Source organism: Pseudomonas sp. BN415 (assembly GCF_029871195.1).
Lineage (GTDB): Bacteria > Pseudomonadota > Gammaproteobacteria > Pseudomonadales > Pseudomonadaceae > Metapseudomonas > Metapseudomonas resinovorans.
Genome location: NZ_SSOK01000004.1, coordinates 80,711 through 99,775, shown reverse-complemented (window position 1 = coordinate 99,775; position 19,065 = coordinate 80,711). Strand labels below are relative to the sequence as shown.

The window sequence follows — 19,065 nt, the reverse complement described above, 5'->3', positions numbered from 1 at the left end:
GGCGCGGGGATGAAATTCAACTCCATACTCCTGCGCCTGGCGCCCTGGGCCTTGCCCGTGGCGCTGCTGGCGATCTGGCAGGGTGCAGTGGCAACCGGCCTGCTCTCCACCCGCATCCTGCCAGCGCCAAGCGCGGTGCTGGCGGCGGGCTGGGACCTGCTGTCCAGCGGCGAGATCTGGACCCATCTGGCCATCAGCGGCTGGCGTGCGGGTATCGGTTTCTCCATTGGCGGCGGCCTCGGCCTGTTGCTGGGCTTCATTACCGGCCTGTCGAAGTGGGGCGAGCGCCTGCTGGACAGCTCGGTGCAGATGATCCGCAACGTGCCGCACCTGGCGCTGATTCCACTGGTGATCCTGTGGTTCGGCATCGATGAATCGGCGAAGATTTTCCTGGTCGCCCTCGGCACCCTGTTCCCCATTTACCTCAACACCTACCACGGCATCCGCAACGTCGACCCGGCGCTGGTTGAAATGGCGCGCAGCTATGGTTTGTCCGGCTTCGCACTGTTCAGCCAGGTGATCCTGCCCGGCGCGCTGCCCTCGATTCTGGTGGGCGTGCGTTTCGCCCTTGGCTTCATGTGGCTGACGCTGATCGTCGCCGAGACGATTTCCGCCAGCTCCGGCATCGGCTATCTGGCGATGAACGCCCGCGAGTTCCTGCAGACCGATGTGGTGGTTCTGGCAATCCTGCTCTACGCGGTGCTCGGCAAGCTGGCCGACGTCGCCGCTCGGGGCCTGGAGCGCGTCTGGTTGCGCTGGCACCCGGCTTACCAGGCCAAGGGAGGTGCCGCATGACCGCTGCCCAGGTTCCTCAACGCCTCAAGCGCGGCATACCGCTGGCGCTGCGCGGAATCGGCAAGGCCTTTGGCGAGCGTGAAGTGCTCAAGGGCATCGACCTGCTGATTCCTGCCGGCCAGTTCGTTGCGGTGGTCGGTCGCAGCGGGTGCGGCAAGAGCACCCTGCTGCGCCTGTTGGCCGGGTTGGACAAGCCCTCCCGTGGCGAGCTGCTGGCCGGCTCGGCGCCGCTGGAAGACGCCCGCGAGGACACTCGCCTGATGTTCCAGGATGCGCGCCTGTTGCCCTGGAAACGGGTGATCGACAACGTCGGCCTGGGCCTCTCCGGCAACTGGCGCCCGCGCGCCCTGGAAGCGCTTGAAGCGGTAGGCTTGGCCGACCGTGCGCATGAGTGGCCGGCGGCGCTCTCCGGTGGCCAGAAGCAGCGCGTGGCCTTGGCCCGCGCCCTGATCCACCAACCACGCCTGTTGCTGCTGGACGAACCGCTGGGGGCGCTGGATGCGCTGACCCGCATCGAGATGCAGCAGTTGATCGAGCGCCTCTGGCAGCAGCACGGTTTCACTGTCCTGCTGGTGACCCATGACGTGAACGAGGCGGTGGCCGTAGCCGACCGGGTGATCCTGATCGAGGACGGTGCAATCGGACTGGATCTACCGGTTGAGCTGCAGCGTCCGCGAGCCCGTGGCTCGGCCCGCCTCGCTGCGCTGGAAGCCGAAGTGCTGGATCGGGTGCTGGCGATGCCGCCGGCCCCACCGGAGCCCGAACCTGTTTCCCCCTTGCCCACGCAGTTGCGTTGGGCGCTTTGACCCAAACCCCAATACCCCGAGCAAAGGAACAACTGTCATGACCATCAAAGCCATCAACGTCCGTAACCAGTTCAAGGGCACCATCAAAGAAATCATCGAGGGCCCGGTACTTTCCGAGATCGACGTGCAGACCGCCGCCGGCATCGTGACCTCCGTCATCACCACCCGCTCCGTGCGCGAGCTGGAACTGGGCATCGGTTCCGAGGTGATTGCCTTCGTGAAATCCACCGAGGTGTCGATCGCGAAGCTGTGATGAGTGAGGACCGCTTCGCTTCCCCTGTGGGGGCGAATTCATTCGCTAAGCAGTCCGCAGGACTGCCCTGCAAGGTCGGGGACCGCTGCGCGGTCCTCAGCGAATGAATTCGCCCCCACAAGAGCAAGGCTCCCTGCAGTTTCGTGCCGCTCCAAAAACAAACCCCCGTAATGCGGGGGTTCGTTTTATCCGGCTTTCACTCAGCGCTTCTGCGGCGCCGGCTGCTGCTGGGTAATGCAGTGGATGTTGCCGCCGCCGAGGAGAATCTCGCGGCCGGGCACCATCACCACTTCGTGCTGCGGGAAGATGCGCTTGAGGATGGCTTCGGCCGTGGCGTCCTTCGCGTCGTCGAACTTCGGCGCAATGATGCCGCCGTTGACGATCAGAAAGTTCACGTAGGAGCCAGCCAGGCGGATCGACGGATCGCGTTCCTGAGTGCCTTCCACCAGGTCCACACCGGCGCATTCTTCCTCGGTGGCGTAGATCGGGCCGGGGATCGGCATCTTGTGCACCACCAGCTGGCGGCCCTTGGCGTCGCGGGCGTGCTCCAGAACCTTCATGGCCGCCTGGCAGCGCGGGAAGTTCGGGTCGTGCGGGTCATCGGTCCAGGCCAGCAGGACTTCGCCCGGGCGCACGTAGCAGCAGAAGTTATCCACATGGCCGTCGGTCTCGTCGTTGTACAGGCCGTCCGGCAGCCAGATCACAGTCTCGACCGACAGCTGCTCGCGCAGCACGGCTTCGATCAGGTCGCGGGTCAGGTGCGGGTTGCGGTTCTTGTTCAGCAGGCACTCTTCGGTGGTGATCAGGGTGCCTTCGCCATCCACATGGATGGAGCCGCCTTCGAGCACGAAGCCGTCGGTGCGGTAGCGCTTGCAGCCTTCGATTTCGAGGACTTTGCGGGCCACTTGGTCATCGCGGTTCCAGGGGAAGTAGAGGCCACCATCGAATCCGCCCCAGGCGTTGAAGGTCCAGTCCACGCCGCGTACGTCGCCGTTGTCGTTGACCACGAAGGTCGGGCCGGTATCGCGGACCCAAGCGTCGTCGGTGCTGATTTCCACCACGCGGATGTTCGGTTCGTCGAGGCGTGCGCGGGCATTCTCGTACTGGGTGGCGGAGACGCAGACGGTCACCGGCTCGAAGCGGGCGATGGCCTTGGCCACGGCGGTGAAGGCCGCTTGCGCGGGCTTGCCGCCGAGGCGCCAGTTGTCGGGGCGTTCCGGCCAGACCATCCAGGTGCGGGTATGGGGTTCCCATTCGGCCGGCATGCGGAAACCGTCATCGCGGGGGAGGCTGCTCAGTGTGTTCATCAACAATTCACCGTCTGAAATGGAGCAGGGGCCAACCCGCTGGCGAACAGTGCATCGCCATCGGGCTGGCCCCTGGATTCGGGCATTACGACTCGAGGGAGCCGTCCAGGGTCTTGATCGGGGAGTATAGGTTCGGGCGGCGGTCGCGGAACACACCCCAGGCGCTGCGCACATGCTCCAGTTTGTCGAGGTCGAAGCTGTGCACCAGGATGCCTTCTTCGGTCTCGTTCAGTTCCTCGACCTTGGCGCCGAACTGGTCAGCGATGAAGGAGGAGCCGTAGAAGGTGATGTCGTAGCCGTCCTGCTCTTCCTTGCCGATGCGGTTGGACGCCACCAGCGGCATCAGGTTGGCGCCGGCATGGCCCTGCTGCACGCGCTGCCAGTGGTCACGGGAGGTGATGTTGGCGTCGTGCGGCTCGCTGCCGATGGCGGTCGGGTAGAAGAGGATCTCGGCACCCAGCAGGGCCATGCTGCGCGCGGCCTCCGGGAACCACTGGTCCCAGCAGATGCCCACGCCGATCTTGGCGTAGCGGGTGTTCCAGACCTTGAAACCGGTGTCGCCCGGGTTGAAGTAGTACTTCTCGTGGTAGCCGGGGCCGTCCGGGATGTGGCTCTTGCGGTAGACGCCGAGGTTGGAGCCGTCGGCATCGATGATGGCGATGCTGTTGAAGCGCGCGCGGCCAGCCTGCTCGAAGTAGCTGATGGGCAGCACGACCTGCAGTTCCTTGGCGACATTCTGGAAGTGCGCGATGGCTTCGTTGGTCTCGGTCGGCGTCGCCAGCTGCAGGTAGTCCGGGTTCGGCTTCTGGCAGAAGTAGGGGGTCTCGAAGAGTTCCTGGATCAGGATGATCTGGGCGCCCTTGGCGGCGGCCTGGCGAACCAGTTTCTCGGCGTTGGCGATATTCGCGGCGCGATTCCAGGTGCAGGCCATCTGGGTGGCGGCGACGGTAACGATGCGGGACATGGAACACCTCGTCAGTACGAATCAGGGCCGGTTGCCGGATATCTATCGGCAAACGGTGGTTTTTCCGTGCTGGCGGAGTGTGCCGCCGTGCGGATGGCGACTTTATAGCCGATAAAAATCTGCTTTTAAAGCGAGATTTATCTATCGAAGACTGTTTTTCGATTTATTTGCGGATAAATATCGGTTTTGCGCGGATTCAGTCGTCCCGCTCAGCCGCGCGCTTGGGCAGGTAGGGCGGCAGGTACAGGCCAAGGTAGGCATCGAACACGCGCATGCCTTCCTCGGCCAGGCGCGGGGTGATTGCGCCGTGCAGCTGCACCGAGCGGGCGTAGACGCGGTCGCCCAGCTCCATGGCCAGGGCGAAGACGTCGACGTCTTCTGGCAGCACCGGCAACTCGAAGTGGCGCGCGAAGAGGGCGTGCATCAGTCGGCCCAGCTCGATGTCGTGCTGGCGGTCGGCCTGGGTGACTTCGGTGAGGCCGTGCTGGGCGAGTATCAGCTGACGCGCGGCGGCGTCGGCGGCATAGATCGACAGCATGCGCTCTTCTACCAGCCGCGAGAGGTCGTGCCAGTGGCGCAGGCCGTCGTGCTCGATGGGTTGCTGTAGGCAGGCGCGAAAGGCGGCGTGGATGTCGGCAGTCAGTGCTTCGAGGATCGCCGGCACGCTGGCGAAGAAGTGGTAGACGGAGGAGGGCGGCATCTCTGCGCGCTCGGCAACGCTGTAGATCGACAGGTTGGCTACGCCCTGTTCGGCCAGCAGGGCGCGGGCGGCGTCGAGAATCCCGGCGATGCGCAGCTGACTGCTGGCGCGCGGTTTGCGGGCGGTGGCGGGACGCGGCATGGGAGGCTCCTTTCCGTAGAGGCGCTATTGGACGCCAGGCGGTGGTTCAGGAGCAAGTGAGCGGATGTATGGCCCCCCTCTCCCGCTTGCGGCAGAGGGCCGCGGGAGAGGGGCTTTTCTGGGCGGACTGCGTCCTGCTGGGCGAATAAATTCGCCCCTTCTACAGGCCTTCGCGAAACGCCGTCCAGACCTCGTCGCGGGTGGCGCTGAGCTTCTCCGGCACTGGCTCGACCGGGAACAGGCGACGCTTGGTCTCCTTGTCCGGATAGAGGCCGGGCTGGTTGCGCAGGGTTTCGTCCAGGTACTGACGGGCGTCGGCGTTGCCATTGGGATAGAGCGTTGCGGTGGTGACCTTCGCCGCGATTTGCGGGCGCAGCATGAAGTCGATGAACCGGTGTGCGAGGTCGGCGCGGTTGGCACTGGTGGGGATCACCAGATTGTCGATGAAGACCACCGAGCCTTCGTCCGGGACCATGAAGGTCACCGGCTGGCCGGCCGCGGCGGCGTTCAGGGCGTCGCCGACCCAGGCCATTGCGACGCAGAGGTTGCCGGCATTGAGATCAGCAATGTAGCGCTCGCTGTCGATGTAGCGCAGGTTCGGGCGCAGGCCATTGAGCACCTCGGCGCTGCGCTTGAGCCGGCTCGGCGCGCTGCGGGCGAAGTTGCGACCCTGGTAGTTGAACAGCACGGCGAGGGTTTCGTCGGGGGCGTCCAGCAAGCTGATGCCGCACTGGCCGAGGCGAGCGCTCTGCTCGGCATCGAACAGCAGGCTCCAGCTGTGGGGCAGCGGGCCGCCGAAGGCCTTCTCCGCCAGGGGCGTGTTCACCGCGAGGCCAACGGCTCCCCAGAGGTAGGGCACGGCATGCTGGTTATTCGGGTCCATGGCAGCCAGCTTGCTCAGCAGTTGCTTGTCCAGGTGTTGGCGGTTGGGCAGTCGGGATAAGTCCAGGGATTGCAGGCGGCCCTCCTTGATCAGTCGCGGAAGGTCGTTGTGCGAGGGGACTGCCACGTCGATCGGTTTGCCGCTGGTCAGGGCCTTGTCCAGCTCTTCGGCGCTGCTGAAGGTGTGGTACTCGACCGTGATGCCGGTTTCTTTCTGGAACTCTTCCAGCACCTGCGGGGCAATGTAGTCGTTCCAGTTGTAGACACGGATCAGGTCTTCGGCCTGGGCCAGTGCGGGGAGCAATGCGAGCAACAGCGGGGCGAGCAAGCGGGGCATGACGTCCTCCCTGATAAAGCATGCAGGTTCTGTTTGTTGTGGTTTCTTGCGGGTGCTGCAAGGCGCAGGCGGCCGGAAGTGTCCGTTGCGCCGGATGTTGCAAAGGGTCCAGATACGACAACGCCGGCCCTGGGGCCGGCGTTGTGGACTCGCTTACACGGTATGCAGGTACCAGTTGTACTCGAGGTCGGAGATGGAGTGCTCGAACTCCTCCAGCTCGCTTTCCTTACAGGCGACGAAGATATCGATGTAATCCGGGCTGATGTACTTGGCCAGGATTTCGCTGTCGTCCAGCTCGCGCAGGGCATCGCGCAGGTTGTTCGGCAGGCTTTGCTCCAACTGCTCGTACGAGTTGCCTTCGATAGGCGTGCTCGGCTCGATCTTGTTGGTCAATCCATGGTGAATACCGGCCAGGATGGCCGACATCATCAGGTAGGGGTTGGCGTCGGCGCCGGCCACGCGGTGTTCGATGCGTACGGCATCTGCGCTACCGGTGGGCACGCGAACGGCTACGGTACGGTTGTCCAGCCCCCAGCTCGGCGCGTTCGGCACGTAGAACTGCGCGCCGAAACGGCGATAGGAGTTCACGTTCGGGCAGAGGAAGCCCATGGATGCAGGCATGGTCTCGAGCACACCGCCGACTGCATGGCGCAAAGCGGCGTTCTGCTCGGGATCATCGGCAGCGAAGATGTTCTTGCCAGTCTTCTTGTCGATCAGCGAGATATGCACATGCAGGCCGTTGCCCGCCTGGCCCGGGTAGGGCTTGGCCATGAAGGTGGTATCCATTTCATGGTCGTAGGCGATGTTCTTGATCAGACGCTTGAGCAATACGGCGTAGTCGCAGGCCTTCAGGGCGTCTTCAACGTGATGCAGGTTGACTTCGAACTGGGCCGGGGCGCTTTCCTTGACGATCGCGTCGGCCGGGATGCCCTGGACCTTCGCGCCTTCGAGGATGTCCTGCAGGCAGTCGGCGTACTCGTCGAGGTCGTCGATCAGGTACACCTGGGTGGACTGCGGACGCTTGCCGGAGATGGGCGAACGCGGCGGCTGCGGGCGGCCGTTGATGTTCTCCTGGTCGATCAGGTAGAACTCCAGTTCGAACGCGGCGCAGATGGTCAGGCCGAGCTCATCGAACTTCTCCACCACGCGACGCAGGACTTCGCGTGGGTCGGCGAAGAAGGGTTCGCCTTCGCCTTCGACCTCATGCATGGTCATAAGCAGCTGCGCGGTCGGGCGCTTCTGCCAGGGTTCGTCGCTGAGGGTGTCGGGGATGGGATAGCAGATGCGGTCTGCGTCGCCGATGTCCAGGCCGAGGCCGGTGCTTTCGACGGTGGATCCGTTGATATCGAGAGCGAAGATGGAAGCGGGGAGGTTGATGCCTTTCTCGTAGACTTTGGTCAGGCTGGCGCGTTCGATTCGCTTGCCTCGTACCACTCCATTCATATCTGCAATCAACAGGTCGACGAACTGGACCTCAGGATGCTCCTTAAGGAACTCGTTCGCTTCTTGAAGCTGAACGGCACGCGGGGGTACCGACATGATGCAACACCTTTATTGTTAAAAATATCAATCACGCTCTATCTAAGGTGTGAGTCAATCCGAATCACCCGTCGATGTCAAGCGAGCCCTATTTTGCCCCAAAAACGGGCTCGATGGCCAGTTTTGGGGCGTTCTGGGGCATCCGAACCTCTCTCAGAGCCCTGTCGGCTGCGGTGCTCAGCGGGGCGTGTTCAATTTTTTACAGCCCTATTGTGTAAAAAAATGAACAACGCTAAGCTCGGTCGCAACCCATAACAGACAAATAAAACGGGTGTCTCATGTCTCGCCTGCCGTTGATCGGCGTCTCCGCTTGCACCAGAGAGATTGGTCCTCAGACTTATCATATAGCGGGTGACAAGTATGTTCGTGCGGTGGCGGTCGGAGCTGGTGGTGTTCCGCTAGTGATCCCGGCCCTGGCTGAACTGATGGATCAGGCGAGCCTGCTGGCCAGCCTGGACGGTCTTCTCTTTACCGGCTCTCCTTCTAATGTAGAGCCCCATCATTATAGCGGCCCCGCTTCCGAGCCCGGCACTCGTCATGATCCCGCCCGGGATCGCACTACTCTGCCTCTGGTCCGTGCGGCCATCGCCGCCGGTATTCCCGTTTTGGGCATTTGCCGTGGTTTCCAGGAAATGAACGTGGCCTTTGGCGGCACCCTGCACCAGCGCGTACATGAAGTAGAAGGTTTCATGGACCACCGCGAGCCGGCCGACGAGCCGCTCGAGGTGCAATACGCTCCCCGTCACCTGCTGCGGGTGCAGCCGGGTGGCGTTCTCGACGGCATCGGCTTGCCGTCCGAGATTCAAGTCAACTCCATTCATGGCCAGGGCGTTGAACGTCTGGCGCCGGGCCTGCATGTAGAGGCTCTGGCGCCCGATGGGTTGGTCGAGGCCTTTTCGGTCGAAGGCGCCAAGAGCTTTGCCCTTGGGGTGCAGTGGCATCCCGAATGGCAAGTGCTGACCAACCCGAACTATCTCGCCATCTTCCAGGCCTTTGGTGAGGCTTGCAGGGAGAAGGCGGGGCAACGCTGAGCGGGAGAACTCTTCAGGAAACCAGCGATTTGCCGTGTCGCGCAGTTCGGACTGTACTGATCGCGGCCGGTGCCTCGATGGGCGTGAACGGCACGAACCTGTAGATGCCTCCTAGCGAAGCTCTCAACCCTGAGGTCTTTATGACTACCAAGCTCGACCAGCTGACTAGCTGGCTGAAAGAACGCAAAATCACCGAAGTTGAATGCATGATCAGCGATCTTACCGGTATTGCTCGCGGTAAGATCTCGCCGACCAACAAGTTCCTGGACGAGAAGGGCATGCGTCTCCCCGAGAGCGTACTGCTGCAGACCGTGACCGGCGACTATGTTGAGGACGACATCTATTACGAGCTGCTCGACCCGGCGGACATCGATATGTTCTGCCGCCCGGACGAGAACGCCGTATACCTGGTGCCCTGGGCCATCGAGCCCACTGCAATGGTGATCCACGACACCTTCGACAAGCAGGGCAACCCCATCGAGCTGTCCCCGCGCAACCTGCTCAAGCGCGTGCTCAAGCTCTATGCCGACAAGGGCTGGAAGCCCATCGTCGCGCCGGAGATGGAGTTCTACCTGACCAAGCGTTGCGACGACCCGGACTTCCCGCTGCAGGCCCCGCTGGGTCGCTCGGGCCGCCCGGAAACGGGTCGCCAGTCTTTCTCCATCGATGCGGCGAACGAGTTCGACCCGCTGTTCGAGGATATGTACGACTGGTGCGAGACGCAGGACCTGGACCTCGACACATTGATCCACGAGGAAGGTCCGGCGCAGATGGAGATCAACTTCCGCCACGGCGACGCCCTGGACCTGGCTGACCAGATCCTGGTGTTCAAGCGCACCATGCGCGAGGCCGCGCTCAAGCACAACGTGGCGGCGACCTTCATGGCCAAGCCGATCACCGATGAGCCGGGCAGCGCCATGCACCTGCACCAGAGCGTGATCGACATCAAGACCGGGAAGAACATCTTCTCCAACGATGACGGTTCCATGAGCGAGCTGTTCCTGAACCACATCGGCGGTCTGCAAAAGTACATCCCCGAAGTGCTGCCGCTGTTCGCGCCGAACGTGAACTCCTTCCGCCGTTTCCTGCCGGACACCTCCGCGCCGGTGAATGTGGAATGGGGCGAGGAGAACCGTACGGTGGGCCTGCGTGTACCGGATGCCGGTCCGCAGAACCGCCGTGTGGAGAACCGCCTGGCCGGGGCCGACGCCAACCCCTACCTGGCCATCGCTGCCAGCCTGCTGTGCGGTTACATCGGCATGGTAGAGGGTGTGAACCCCAGCGCTCCGGTCAAGGGCCGCGGCTATGAACGCCGCAACCTGCGCCTGCCGCTGACCCTCGAGGCAGCGCTGGAGCGTATGGAGTCCTGCCGGGATATCGAGAAATACCTGGGCGGCAAGTTCGTGACGGCCTATGTGGCGGTCAAGCGTGCCGAGCATGAGAACTTCAAGCGGGTGATCAGCTCCTGGGAACGCGAGTTCCTGCTGCTCTCCGTCTGATCCGGAACGGAGGCCGGCCGCCTCGGCCGGCCCTCCTGATACGTGTTTACTGAGGTAGAGAAATGAATAGCCAAGTGACCAACCCCAAGACCCTTGAATGGCAAGCGCTCGGTCGTGACCACCACCTGCCGCCGTTCACCGACTACAAGGCGCTGAATGCCAAGGGTGCGAGGATCATCACCAAGGCCGAAGGCGTGTACATCTGGGACAGCGAAGGCAACAAGATCCTCGATGGCATGGCCGGTCTCTGGTGTGTGAACGTCGGCTACGGCCGCGAGGAGCTGGTTCAGGCGGCGACCCGACAGATGCGAGAGCTGCCTTTCTACAATCTGTTCTTCCAGACCGCGCACCCGCCGGCGGTGGAACTCTCCAAGGCGATTGCCGAGATCGCGCCGGAAGGCATGAACCATGTGTTCTTCACCGGCTCGGGTTCGGAAGCCAACGACACCGTGCTGCGCATGGTCCGCCACTACTGGGCGACCAAGGGGCAGCCGCAGAAGAAAGTCATCATCGGTCGCTGGAACGGCTACCACGGCTCCACCGTCGCCGGTGTCAGCCTGGGCGGGATGAAGGCCCTGCACGGTCAGGGTGACCTGCCGATTCCCGGCATCGAGCACATCGACCAGCCTTACTGGTTCGGCGAGGGCGGTGACATGGCGCCCGCCGAGTTCGGTGTCTGGGCCGCCGAGCAGCTGGAGAAGAAGATTCTCGAAGTTGGCGAGGACAAGGTTGCGGCCTTCATCGCCGAACCGATCCAGGGCGCGGGCGGCGTGATCGTCCCCCCGGAAACCTACTGGCCGAAAATCCGCGAGATCCTCGCCAAATACGACATCCTTTTTGTCGCCGACGAAGTGATTTGCGGCTTCGGCCGTACCGGCGAATGGTTTGGCAGCCAGTACTACGGTAACGCCCCTGACCTGATGCCGATCGCCAAGGGCCTGACCTCGGGCTACATCCCCATGGGCGGCGTGATTGTCCGCGACGAGATCGTCCATACCCTGAATGAGGGTGGAGAGTTCTACCACGGCTTCACCTACTCTGGACATCCAGTGGCGGCGGCTGTGGCGCTGGAGAACATCCGCATCCTGCGCGAAGAAAAGATTGTCGAGAAGGTCAAGGCCGAGACGGCACCGTATTTGCAGCAACGCTGGCAAGAGCTGGCTGACCACCCGTTGGTTGGCGAGGCGCGCGGTGTCGGCATGGTGGCGGCCTTGGAACTGGTCAAGAACAAGCAGACCCGTGAGCGTTTCGCTGGTGGTGTGGGGATGCTGTGCCGTGAGCACTGCTTCCGTAACGGCCTGATCATGCGTGCGGTGGGCGACACAATGATTATTTCGCCGCCGCTGGTGATCAGCAAAGACGAAGTCGACGAACTGGTGACCAAGGCACGCAAGTGCCTGGACCTCACCGCGGCTGAAGTCAAAGGTTAAGAAAAGTGGGCTTGGTGGTGGCATTTCGAGATGCCGCCTGTTGTAAGCAAGCCCTCTACCTTGCCAGACTTCGCTGGTGCGTTGGCCAGGCTCACCGAGTGGTGGCGTATTCGGTACGACGCCACTCGGACACTTCAACAAAAATGGAGCTACCCGCATGATCAAAACCTTCGGCAAGACCCTGCTCGCCATCACCCTGGCGGGTACCGTGGCCGGTATGGCCCAGGCTGACGACAAGGTGCTGCACGTCTACAACTGGTCGGACTACATTGCAGCGGATACCGTCGAGAAGTTCACCAAGGAAACCGGTATCAAGGTCGTCTACGACGTCTTCGATTCCAACGAAACCCTCGAAGCCAAGCTCCTGGCCGGCAAGTCCGGTTATGACATCGTGGTGCCGTCCAACAACTTCCTGGCCAAGCAGATCAAGGCCAAGGTCTATCAGCCGCTGGACAAGTCCAAGCTGCCGAACTGGAAAAACCTGGACCCCAACCTGCTGAAGACCGTCGAAGTCTCCGACCCGGGCAACCAGTACGCCTTCCCCTACATGTGGGGCTCCATTGGCATCGGTTACAACCCGGACAAGGTCAAGGCCGTTCTGGGCGATAACGCCCCGGTCAATTCCTGGGACCTGCTGTTCAAGCCGGAAAACATCGAGAAGCTGAAGTCTTGCGGCGTGTCCTTCCTCGACTCGCCGACCGAGATCCTGCCGATCGCCCTGCACTACCTCGGCTACAGCCCGGTCAGCCAGGACACCAAGGAGCTGAAGGAAGCCGAAGCGCTGTTCCTGAAGATCCGTCCGCACGTGACCTACTTCCACTCGTCCAAGTACATCTCCGACCTGGCCAACGGCAACCTCTGCGTGGCAGTTGGTTACTCGGGTGACGTGTACCAGGCCAAGTCCCGCGCCGAAGAGGCCAAGGCTGGTGTGACCGTGGCCTACAACATTCCGAAAGAGGGCGCAGGTACCTTCTTCGACATGGTCGCCATCCCCGCTGACGCTGCGAACACGGAAGCCGCCTACGCGTTCATGAACTTCCTGATGAAGCCGGAAATCATGGCCGAGATCACCAACGAGGTGCAGTTCCCCAACGGCAACGCCGCTGCTACCCCGCTGGTCGACGAGGCGATCCGTCAGGACCCGGGCATTTACCCGAGCGCGGAAACCATGGCCAAGCTCTACGCCTTCCCGGACCTGCCGGCCAAGGTGCAGCGCGCCATGACCCGCGCCTGGACCACCATCAAGTCGGGCAAGTAAGTACGGCTGCCGTGCCCGGCGGGGGAATCCCGCCGGTGCGCGGACCGCAAGTTCACTGGCTCCGGTTGCGGGACGAACCTGGGCTTCTTCCGGCACCGGCCGGACACAAAAAGAGGACGAACCTGTGCAATCTCCCATCCGCAAGATGATGATCACTGCCGCCGCCACTTTGACCCTGGTGTCACAGGCCCAGGCGGAACAGACGGTGCATATCTACAACTGGTCGGACTACATCGGCGAGACCACCTTGGCGGATTTCCAGAAGGAAACCGGCATCAAGCCGGTGTATGACGTATTCGATTCCAACGAGACCCTGGAAGGTAAGTTGCTGGCGGGCCGCACCGGCTATGACGTCGTCGTGCCGTCCAACCACTTCCTCGGCAAACAGATCAAGGCGGGCGCGTTCCAGAAACTCGACCGCAGCCAACTGCCCAACTGGCAGAACCTGGACCCCAACCTGCTCAAGCAGCTCGAGCGTAACGACGCGGGTAACCAGTACGCTGTCCCCTATCTCTGGGGCACCAATGGCATCGGCTACAACGTCGAGAAGGTCAAGGCTGTGCTCGGCGTCGATCACATCGATTCCTGGGCGGCGATCTTCGAACCCGAGAACATGAAGACGCTCAGCCAGTGCGGCGTGGCCTTCCTCGACTCGGCGGATGAGATGATTCCCGCCGTACTCAACTACATGGGCCTGGACCCCAACAGCACCAACCCGGACGACTACAAGAAGGCCGAGGAGAAGCTGATGGCGGTACGCCCCTACGTCACCTATTTCCACTCTTCCAAGTACATCGGCGATCTGGCCAACGGCGACATCTGCGTCGCTGCCGGTTTCTCCGGTGACATCTTCCAGGCCTCCGCTCGCGCCGAAGAAGCCGGCAAGGGTATCGAGATTGCCTACGCGATCCCGAAAGAGGGCGGCAACCTCTGGTTCGACATGCTGGCCGTCCCGGCCGATGCCGCGAACGCCAAGGAAGCCCACGCCTTCATTAACTATCTGCTCAAGCCCGAGGTGATCGCCAAGGTCAGCGACTACGTTGGCTACGCGAACCCCAACCTCAAGGCTGGAGAGTTCATGGATCAGGAAGTACGCACCGACGAGTCCGTCTACCCGCCACAAGCGGTGCTGGACAAGCTCTACGTTTCGGCGGAACTGCCGCCGAAAGTCCAGCGGCTGATGACCCGCAGCTGGACCAAGGTCAAGTCGGGCAAGTGATGCACGGCCGGCGGTGCCCGTAGTGTGGCGGGCCCGTCGGATCAACCCTGGCTGCGCCAGGCAGGAAGCCTGGTTCACGCCCATGCTGTATAAGCGCGCCCGGCCGCGGTGGTCGGGCAGCAATTTCTGGGAGTGTGGTAATGGCAATAGCCTCCGGTGCCTACAAGAAAGCCCTCGAGGGCAACCAGCAGCCTAAAGAGGTGCTGGTAAAGATCGACCGGGTAACCAAGAAGTTCGACGAGACGGTGGCCGTGGACAGTGTGTCCCTGGACATCAAGAAGGGTGAGATCTTCGCCCTGCTCGGCGGTTCCGGTTCGGGTAAATCAACTCTGTTGCGTATGCTCGCGGGCTTCGAGCGACCCACCGAAGGGCGCATCATGCTTGACGGCGTGGATATCACCGACATGCCACCCTATGAGCGCCCGATCAACATGATGTTCCAGTCCTATGCGCTCTTTCCGCATATGACTGTTGCGCAGAACATCGCCTTCGGACTTAAACAGGACAAGCTCTCGAGCTCCGAGATCGATGAGCGTGTCAACGAGATGCTCAAGCTCGTGCAGATGACCCAGTACGCCAAGCGCAAGCCGCACCAGCTGTCCGGCGGCCAGCGTCAGCGCGTGGCGCTGGCCCGTTCGCTGGCCAAGCGTCCGAAGCTGCTGCTGCTCGACGAACCCATGGGTGCCCTGGACAAGAAGCTGCGCTCGCAGATGCAGCTGGAGCTGGTGGAGATCATCGAGCGTGTGGGCGTGACCTGCGTGATGGTGACCCACGACCAGGAAGAGGCCATGACCATGGCCCAGCGCATCGCCATCATGCACCTGGGTTGCATCGAGCAAATCGGCAGTCCTGTGGATATCTACGAGACGCCTATCAGCCGCCTGGTGTGCGAGTTCATCGGCAACGTCAACCTCTTCGACGGCGAAGTGGTGGAAGACGCCGAGGCCCATGCGCTGATCGCCTGCCCGCAACTGGAGCGCCCGATCTTCGTCGGCCATGGTGTAACCACCTCGGTGCAGGACAAGCGCATCACCTATGCGCTGCGCCCGGAAAAACTGCTGGTGACCACCGAGCAACCGACCTGCGAATACAACTGGTCGCGCGGCCGGGTCCATGACATTGCCTACCTGGGCGGTCACTCGGTGTTCTACGTCAAGCTGCCGAACGGCACGGTCGTCCAGTCCTTCGTGGCCAACGCCGAGCGCCGCGGCGCCCGTCCGACCTGGGATGACGAAGTATTCGTCTGGTGGGAAGACGATAGCGGAGTGGTGCTGCGGTCATGAAAACCCCCAAACTGAAAAACCTGCTGCCGACCGGCCGACACCTCGTCATCGGGCTACCGTTCTTCTGGCTGTTCCTGTTCTTCCTGCTGCCCTTCGCCATCGTGCTGAAGATCAGCTTCGCCGAAGCCGATGTAGCGATCCCGCCGTACACGGAGATCTACACCTGGGCGGACAACCAGATCCAGCTCATCCTCAACCTGGGCAACTACCTGATGCTCCAGGAGGACGAGCTGTATCTGGCGGCCTATATGGGCTCGCTGAAGATTGCTTTCTTCAGCACCCTGATCTGCCTGCTGATCGGCTATCCGATGGCCTACGCCATCGCCCGTGCCAGCAAGGAAGCCCAGACCGTGCTGCTGCTGCTGATCATGATGCCGACCTGGACTGCGATCCTGATCCGCGTCTATGCCTGGATGGGCATCCTCAGCAACAACGGCCTGCTCAATGCCTTCCTGATGGGCATTGGACTGATCGACGAACCGCTGCAGATCCTCAACACCAACCTGGCGGTGTACATCGGCATCGTCTATTCGTACCTGCCGTTCATGGTGCTGCCGCTCTACGCCAACCTGGTGAAGCATGATCAAAGCCTGTTGGAGGCTGCCTCGGACCTGGGTTCGAGCAACTTCAACAACTTCTGGAAGATCACCGTACCGCTGTCGAAGAACGGCATCATTGCCGGCTCGATGCTGGTGTTCATCCCGGTGGTGGGCGAGTTCGTGATCCCGGAACTGCTCGGCGGCCCCGAGACCCTGATGATCGGCAAGGTGCTGTGGCAGGAGTTCTTCAACAACCGCGACTGGCCGGTGGCATCCGCCCTGGCAGTGGTGATGCTGGCGATCCTGCTGGTACCTATCATTCTCTTCAACCGTAACCAGGCGAAAGAGCTGGAGGGCAAGGTATGAAGCGCTTCAGTTTCTCCACGCTGATGCTGTGGGCAGGTTTGCTGTTCATCTACCTGCCGATGGTCATCCTGGTCATCTACTCCTTCAACGCTTCCAAGCTGGTGACGGTCTGGGGCGGCTGGTCGGTGAAGTGGTACGTGGGCCTCCTGGACAATACCCAACTGATGAACTCGGTGGGTCGTTCCCTGGAGATCGCCCTCTACACCGCAGTCGCCGCCGTGGCCCTGGGGACCCTGGCTGCCTTCGTGCTGACCCGTATCCCGCGTTTCCGTGGCCGTACCCTGTTCGGCGGCATGGTCACGGCACCGCTGGTCATGCCTGAGGTGATCACCGGTCTGTCGCTGCTGCTGCTCTTCGTGGCCATGGCGCAACTGATCGGCTGGCCCCAGGAGCGCGGCATCGTCACCATCTGGATCGCTCACACCACCTTCTGCTCGGCCTATGTGGCCATCGTGGTGTCGGCGCGCCTGCGTGAGCTGGACCTCTCCATCGAGGAAGCCGCCATGGACCTGGGGGCGCGGCCGTGGAAGGTGTTCATCCTGATCACCATCCCGATGATCGCACCCTCCCTGGCGGCGGGCGGCATGATGTCCTTCGCCCTGTCCCTGGACGACCTGGTGCTGGCGAGCTTCGTCTCCGGTCCTGGCTCCACCACCTTGCCGATGGAGGTCTTCTCCGCCGTGCGTCTGGGCGTGAAGCCGGAGATCAACGCGGTGGCCAGCCTGATCCTGCTGACCGTCTCGCTGTTCACCTTCTTCGCCTGGTTCTTCACCCGTCAGGCCGAGGAGCGTCGCAAGCGCGCGATCCAGCAGGCGATGGAAACCATGGCCGAGGAAGCTTCGTCCTCCAACTGGAAACCGGCGTCTACCCAGACTGCCTGATCCAGCGCTGCAAAACACAAAGGCCACCTTCGGGTGGCCTTTGTTTTTCCAGGAATCAAGGCGTCATTTCTTGTGAGCGAATGCCTTCGCGATTGAAATGGCGCCCGTGGGGTACCGGGGCTAGTCCTGCAGTTCCACCTTCACATCCCCCAGCTTGGCGCCATAGGGACCGTAGCTGCGTTCCACCAGTTCGCGGCTGCCGTCGGCGCGGACGATCAGGGCCGAGCTGGCGCGGGTGCCGTAGGTGCGGGTGGCGATGAACACGCTGGAAAGCATGCGCTCGGTGTTCAGGCCCACGCCGGTGTCCGGCAGGATGTGATCCGGCGCCACCTCCGGGTCGTGCAGCAGGTTCAGCAGGGCATCGGTGGAAGGCGGCGCCAGGCATTCGGCGATGGCCGCCTTGCCGCGCTCGACCTTCGGCCAAGGGGTGTCCAGGTCTGCGTTGGAAACACCATAGACACCGGCCTTGAGGTTGATCGGTCCACCACTGCGTGGATTGAGGAACCAGAGTTCGCGGTCGTCCCCGATCACCAGGTTGAAGCCCGCGTAGTCGTTGGCGCGGCGCAAGGCGTCTTCGAGGAACTCTCCCGGCCCCATGCTGCCACGCAGGTACTGCACGCAGAGCTCGCCACGGGTTCGGCCAACCGGGGGCGTGCGCGCGTCGCGGATGTTGGTGAGTGCGGCGAAACGGCCTTTGGGTCCGGCGCCGAGCCAGGTCCCTCCGGCTTCCAGGTCGCGGCCGGCAATCACGCCGGGCGCGTCTTCCCATCTCGCCATGGGAAGGGTGGGACGTGCGTAGAATTCATCGCGGTTTGCCGCGAGCACCAGCGGGACTTCGTGTCCGGGGCGCCATGCGAATACGATCAGGCACATGGAGTCATCTCCTTCTTGTGAGCCGGAGTGTAGCAGCCGGTATGAAAGCTACATCGGCTGAACGCGCTTTTCCATGGGTGTTATCGGCAGCATTCGACGGGTATCCATCGCCCCAGGTGGAGCGTGAAACGGCCTTCCGTTAACATGCCGCTTTGTTTTCGGGGGTGTCCATGGAATTCCTGCTCTACCTGGTGCTTGGCGCCTGTGCCGGGGTGCTGGCCGGGCTGTTCGGCGTCGGTGGCGGCATGATCATCGTGCCGGTGCTGGTGTTCAGTTTCACCGCTCACGGCTTCGATCCGGGCATCCTCACTCATCTGGCCGTGGGCACTTCACTGGCCACCATCATCTTCACTTCGGTCAACTCGGTGCGCGAGCATCACCGCAAGGGTGCGGTGCGTTGGGCGGTCTTCGCCTGGATGGCAGTCGGCATCCTGCTCGGCGCCGGCTTGGGCTCCCTGACGGCAGCTGGCATCCAGGGGCCGATGTTGCAGAAGATCATTGGTATCTTCGCCATACTTGTAGCGATGCAGATGGGCCTTGACCTGAAACCCAAGGCCAGCCGCGAGGTCCCAGGCAAGCCGGGGTTGACCCTGGCAGGCCTGGTGATCGGATGGGCGTCGGCCATCTTCGGCATAGGTGGAGGGTCGCTGACCGTCCCCTTCCTGACCTGGCGCAGCGTACCCATCCAGCAGGCAGTGGCCACTTCCGCGGCCTGCGGTCTGCCGATCGCTGCGGCGAGCGCGCTGTCGTTCATCGCGCTGGGTTGGAACAACGCCAATCTGCCGCCTTACAGCCTGGGTTTCGTCTACCTTCCGGCGCTGGTGGGCATTGCCGTCACCAGCATGTTTTTCGCCCGTTTCGGCGCGCGTCTGGCCCATCGGCTGTCGCCGCGCCTGCTGAAGCGCCTGTTCGCCCTGCTGCTGCTGGCAGTGGGCCTGAACTTCCTGATCTAAGGAGCTGTG

General features: G+C 62.5%; 18 protein-coding genes. 12 read left to right on the top strand and 6 right to left on the bottom strand.

The features are described from left to right. Positions 1 to 9 precede the first annotated feature (9 nt). The 3 genes from ssuC to E8F20_RS00655 are packed head-to-tail and all read left to right on the top strand — an operon-like array spanning position 10 to position 1,854. Positions 10 to 795, top strand: coding sequence for an aliphatic sulfonate ABC transporter permease SsuC (ssuC, locus tag E8F20_RS00665; protein ID WP_280281976.1), 786 nt, complete (start codon positions 10 to 12; stop codon positions 793 to 795). Continuing rightward, positions 792 to 1,601 carry an aliphatic sulfonates ABC transporter ATP-binding protein gene (ssuB, locus tag E8F20_RS00660; protein ID WP_280281975.1) on the top strand — a complete coding sequence of 270 codons (810 nt, stop codon included), beginning with the start codon at positions 792 to 794 and terminating at the stop codon, positions 1,599 to 1,601. The genes ssuC and ssuB overlap by 4 nt, the downstream gene beginning before the upstream one ends. 37 nt (positions 1,602 to 1,638) lie before the next feature. Beyond that, a complete protein-coding gene (locus E8F20_RS00655; RefSeq protein WP_003455791.1) occupies positions 1,639 to 1,854 on the top strand; it encodes a molybdopterin-binding protein in 216 nt (71 codons plus the stop codon). Between the two features lie 200 nt (positions 1,855 to 2,054). Here the strand turns inward: E8F20_RS00655 and aguA are convergent, their stop codons facing one another. The 5 genes from aguA to E8F20_RS00630 form a co-directional block, all read right to left on the bottom strand. Continuing rightward, positions 2,055 to 3,161 carry an agmatine deiminase gene (gene aguA, locus E8F20_RS00650; protein ID WP_280281974.1) on the bottom strand — a complete coding sequence of 369 codons (1,107 nt, stop codon included), beginning with the start codon at positions 3,159 to 3,161 and terminating at the stop codon, positions 2,055 to 2,057. Positions 3,162 to 3,246: 85 nt separating this feature from the next. Beyond that, on the bottom strand, positions 3,247 to 4,125 hold the full coding sequence (aguB, locus tag E8F20_RS00645) for an N-carbamoylputrescine amidase (protein WP_280281973.1): 879 nt from the start codon (positions 4,123 to 4,125) through the stop codon (positions 3,247 to 3,249). 196 nt (positions 4,126 to 4,321) lie between these two features. Continuing rightward, a complete protein-coding gene (locus E8F20_RS00640) occupies positions 4,322 to 4,966 on the bottom strand; it encodes a TetR/AcrR family transcriptional regulator (protein WP_280281972.1) in 645 nt (214 codons plus the stop codon). 160 nt (positions 4,967 to 5,126) lie between these two features. Beyond that, on the bottom strand, positions 5,127 to 6,185 hold the full coding sequence (locus tag E8F20_RS00635) for a polyamine ABC transporter substrate-binding protein (protein ID WP_280281971.1): 1,059 nt from the start codon (positions 6,183 to 6,185) through the stop codon (positions 5,127 to 5,129). 153 nt (positions 6,186 to 6,338) lie between these two features. Continuing rightward, positions 6,339 to 7,724, bottom strand: coding sequence for a glutamine synthetase family protein (locus E8F20_RS00630; protein ID WP_280281970.1), 1,386 nt, complete (start codon positions 7,722 to 7,724; stop codon positions 6,339 to 6,341). A gap of 278 nt (positions 7,725 to 8,002) precedes the next feature. Between E8F20_RS00630 and E8F20_RS00625 the strand changes: the two genes are divergently transcribed. The 8 genes from E8F20_RS00625 (at position 8,003) to E8F20_RS00590 (ending at position 17,230) form a co-directional block, all read left to right on the top strand. After that, a complete protein-coding gene (locus E8F20_RS00625) occupies positions 8,003 to 8,755 on the top strand; it encodes a gamma-glutamyl-gamma-aminobutyrate hydrolase family protein (RefSeq protein WP_280281969.1) in 753 nt (250 codons plus the stop codon). 140 nt (positions 8,756 to 8,895) lie between these two features. Next, positions 8,896 to 10,254: a glutamine synthetase family protein gene (locus E8F20_RS00620; RefSeq protein ID WP_028629088.1), complete on the top strand. Its 1,359-nt coding sequence runs from the start codon at positions 8,896 to 8,898 to the stop codon at positions 10,252 to 10,254. Between the two features lie 62 nt (positions 10,255 to 10,316). Then, positions 10,317 to 11,684, top strand: a complete 1,368-nt coding sequence (locus tag E8F20_RS00615; RefSeq protein ID WP_280281968.1) for an aspartate aminotransferase family protein — start codon at positions 10,317 to 10,319, stop codon at positions 11,682 to 11,684. Positions 11,685 to 11,841: 157 nt separating this feature from the next. Beyond that, a complete protein-coding gene (locus tag E8F20_RS00610) occupies positions 11,842 to 12,942 on the top strand; it encodes a polyamine ABC transporter substrate-binding protein (RefSeq protein WP_280281967.1) in 1,101 nt (366 codons plus the stop codon). A 145-nt stretch (positions 12,943 to 13,087) separates the two neighbouring features. After that, positions 13,088 to 14,161, top strand: a complete 1,074-nt coding sequence (locus E8F20_RS00605) for a polyamine ABC transporter substrate-binding protein (protein ID WP_280282027.1) — start codon at positions 13,088 to 13,090, stop codon at positions 14,159 to 14,161. Between the two features lie 140 nt (positions 14,162 to 14,301). Further along, the gene (gene potA, locus E8F20_RS00600) at positions 14,302 to 15,444 is read left to right on the top strand and encodes a polyamine ABC transporter ATP-binding protein (protein ID WP_028629084.1); all 1,143 of its coding nucleotides are present in this window, start codon (positions 14,302 to 14,304) and stop codon (positions 15,442 to 15,444) included. Between the two features lie 23 nt (positions 15,445 to 15,467). After that, the gene (locus E8F20_RS00595; RefSeq protein WP_280282026.1) at positions 15,468 to 16,349 is read left to right on the top strand and encodes an ABC transporter permease subunit; all 882 of its coding nucleotides are present in this window, start codon (positions 15,468 to 15,470) and stop codon (positions 16,347 to 16,349) included. After that, a complete protein-coding gene (locus E8F20_RS00590; protein WP_137822323.1) occupies positions 16,346 to 17,230 on the top strand; it encodes an ABC transporter permease subunit in 885 nt (294 codons plus the stop codon). Before E8F20_RS00595 ends, E8F20_RS00590 begins: the two co-directional genes overlap by 4 nt. Positions 17,231 to 17,350: 120 nt before the next feature. On the opposite strand, the gene E8F20_RS00585 is transcribed toward E8F20_RS00590, so the two are convergent. Then, positions 17,351 to 18,103 (bottom strand): NRDE family protein, encoded by a 753-nt coding sequence (locus tag E8F20_RS00585; RefSeq protein ID WP_280281966.1) that lies wholly within the window; start codon positions 18,101 to 18,103, stop codon positions 17,351 to 17,353. A 170-nt stretch (positions 18,104 to 18,273) separates the two neighbouring features. On the opposite strand from E8F20_RS00585, the gene E8F20_RS00580 reads away from it, so the two are divergent. Continuing rightward, complete coding sequence (locus E8F20_RS00580) at positions 18,274 to 19,056, top strand: sulfite exporter TauE/SafE family protein (protein WP_280281965.1); 783 nt, start codon at positions 18,274 to 18,276, stop codon at positions 19,054 to 19,056. Positions 19,057 to 19,065: the final 9 nt, after the last annotated feature.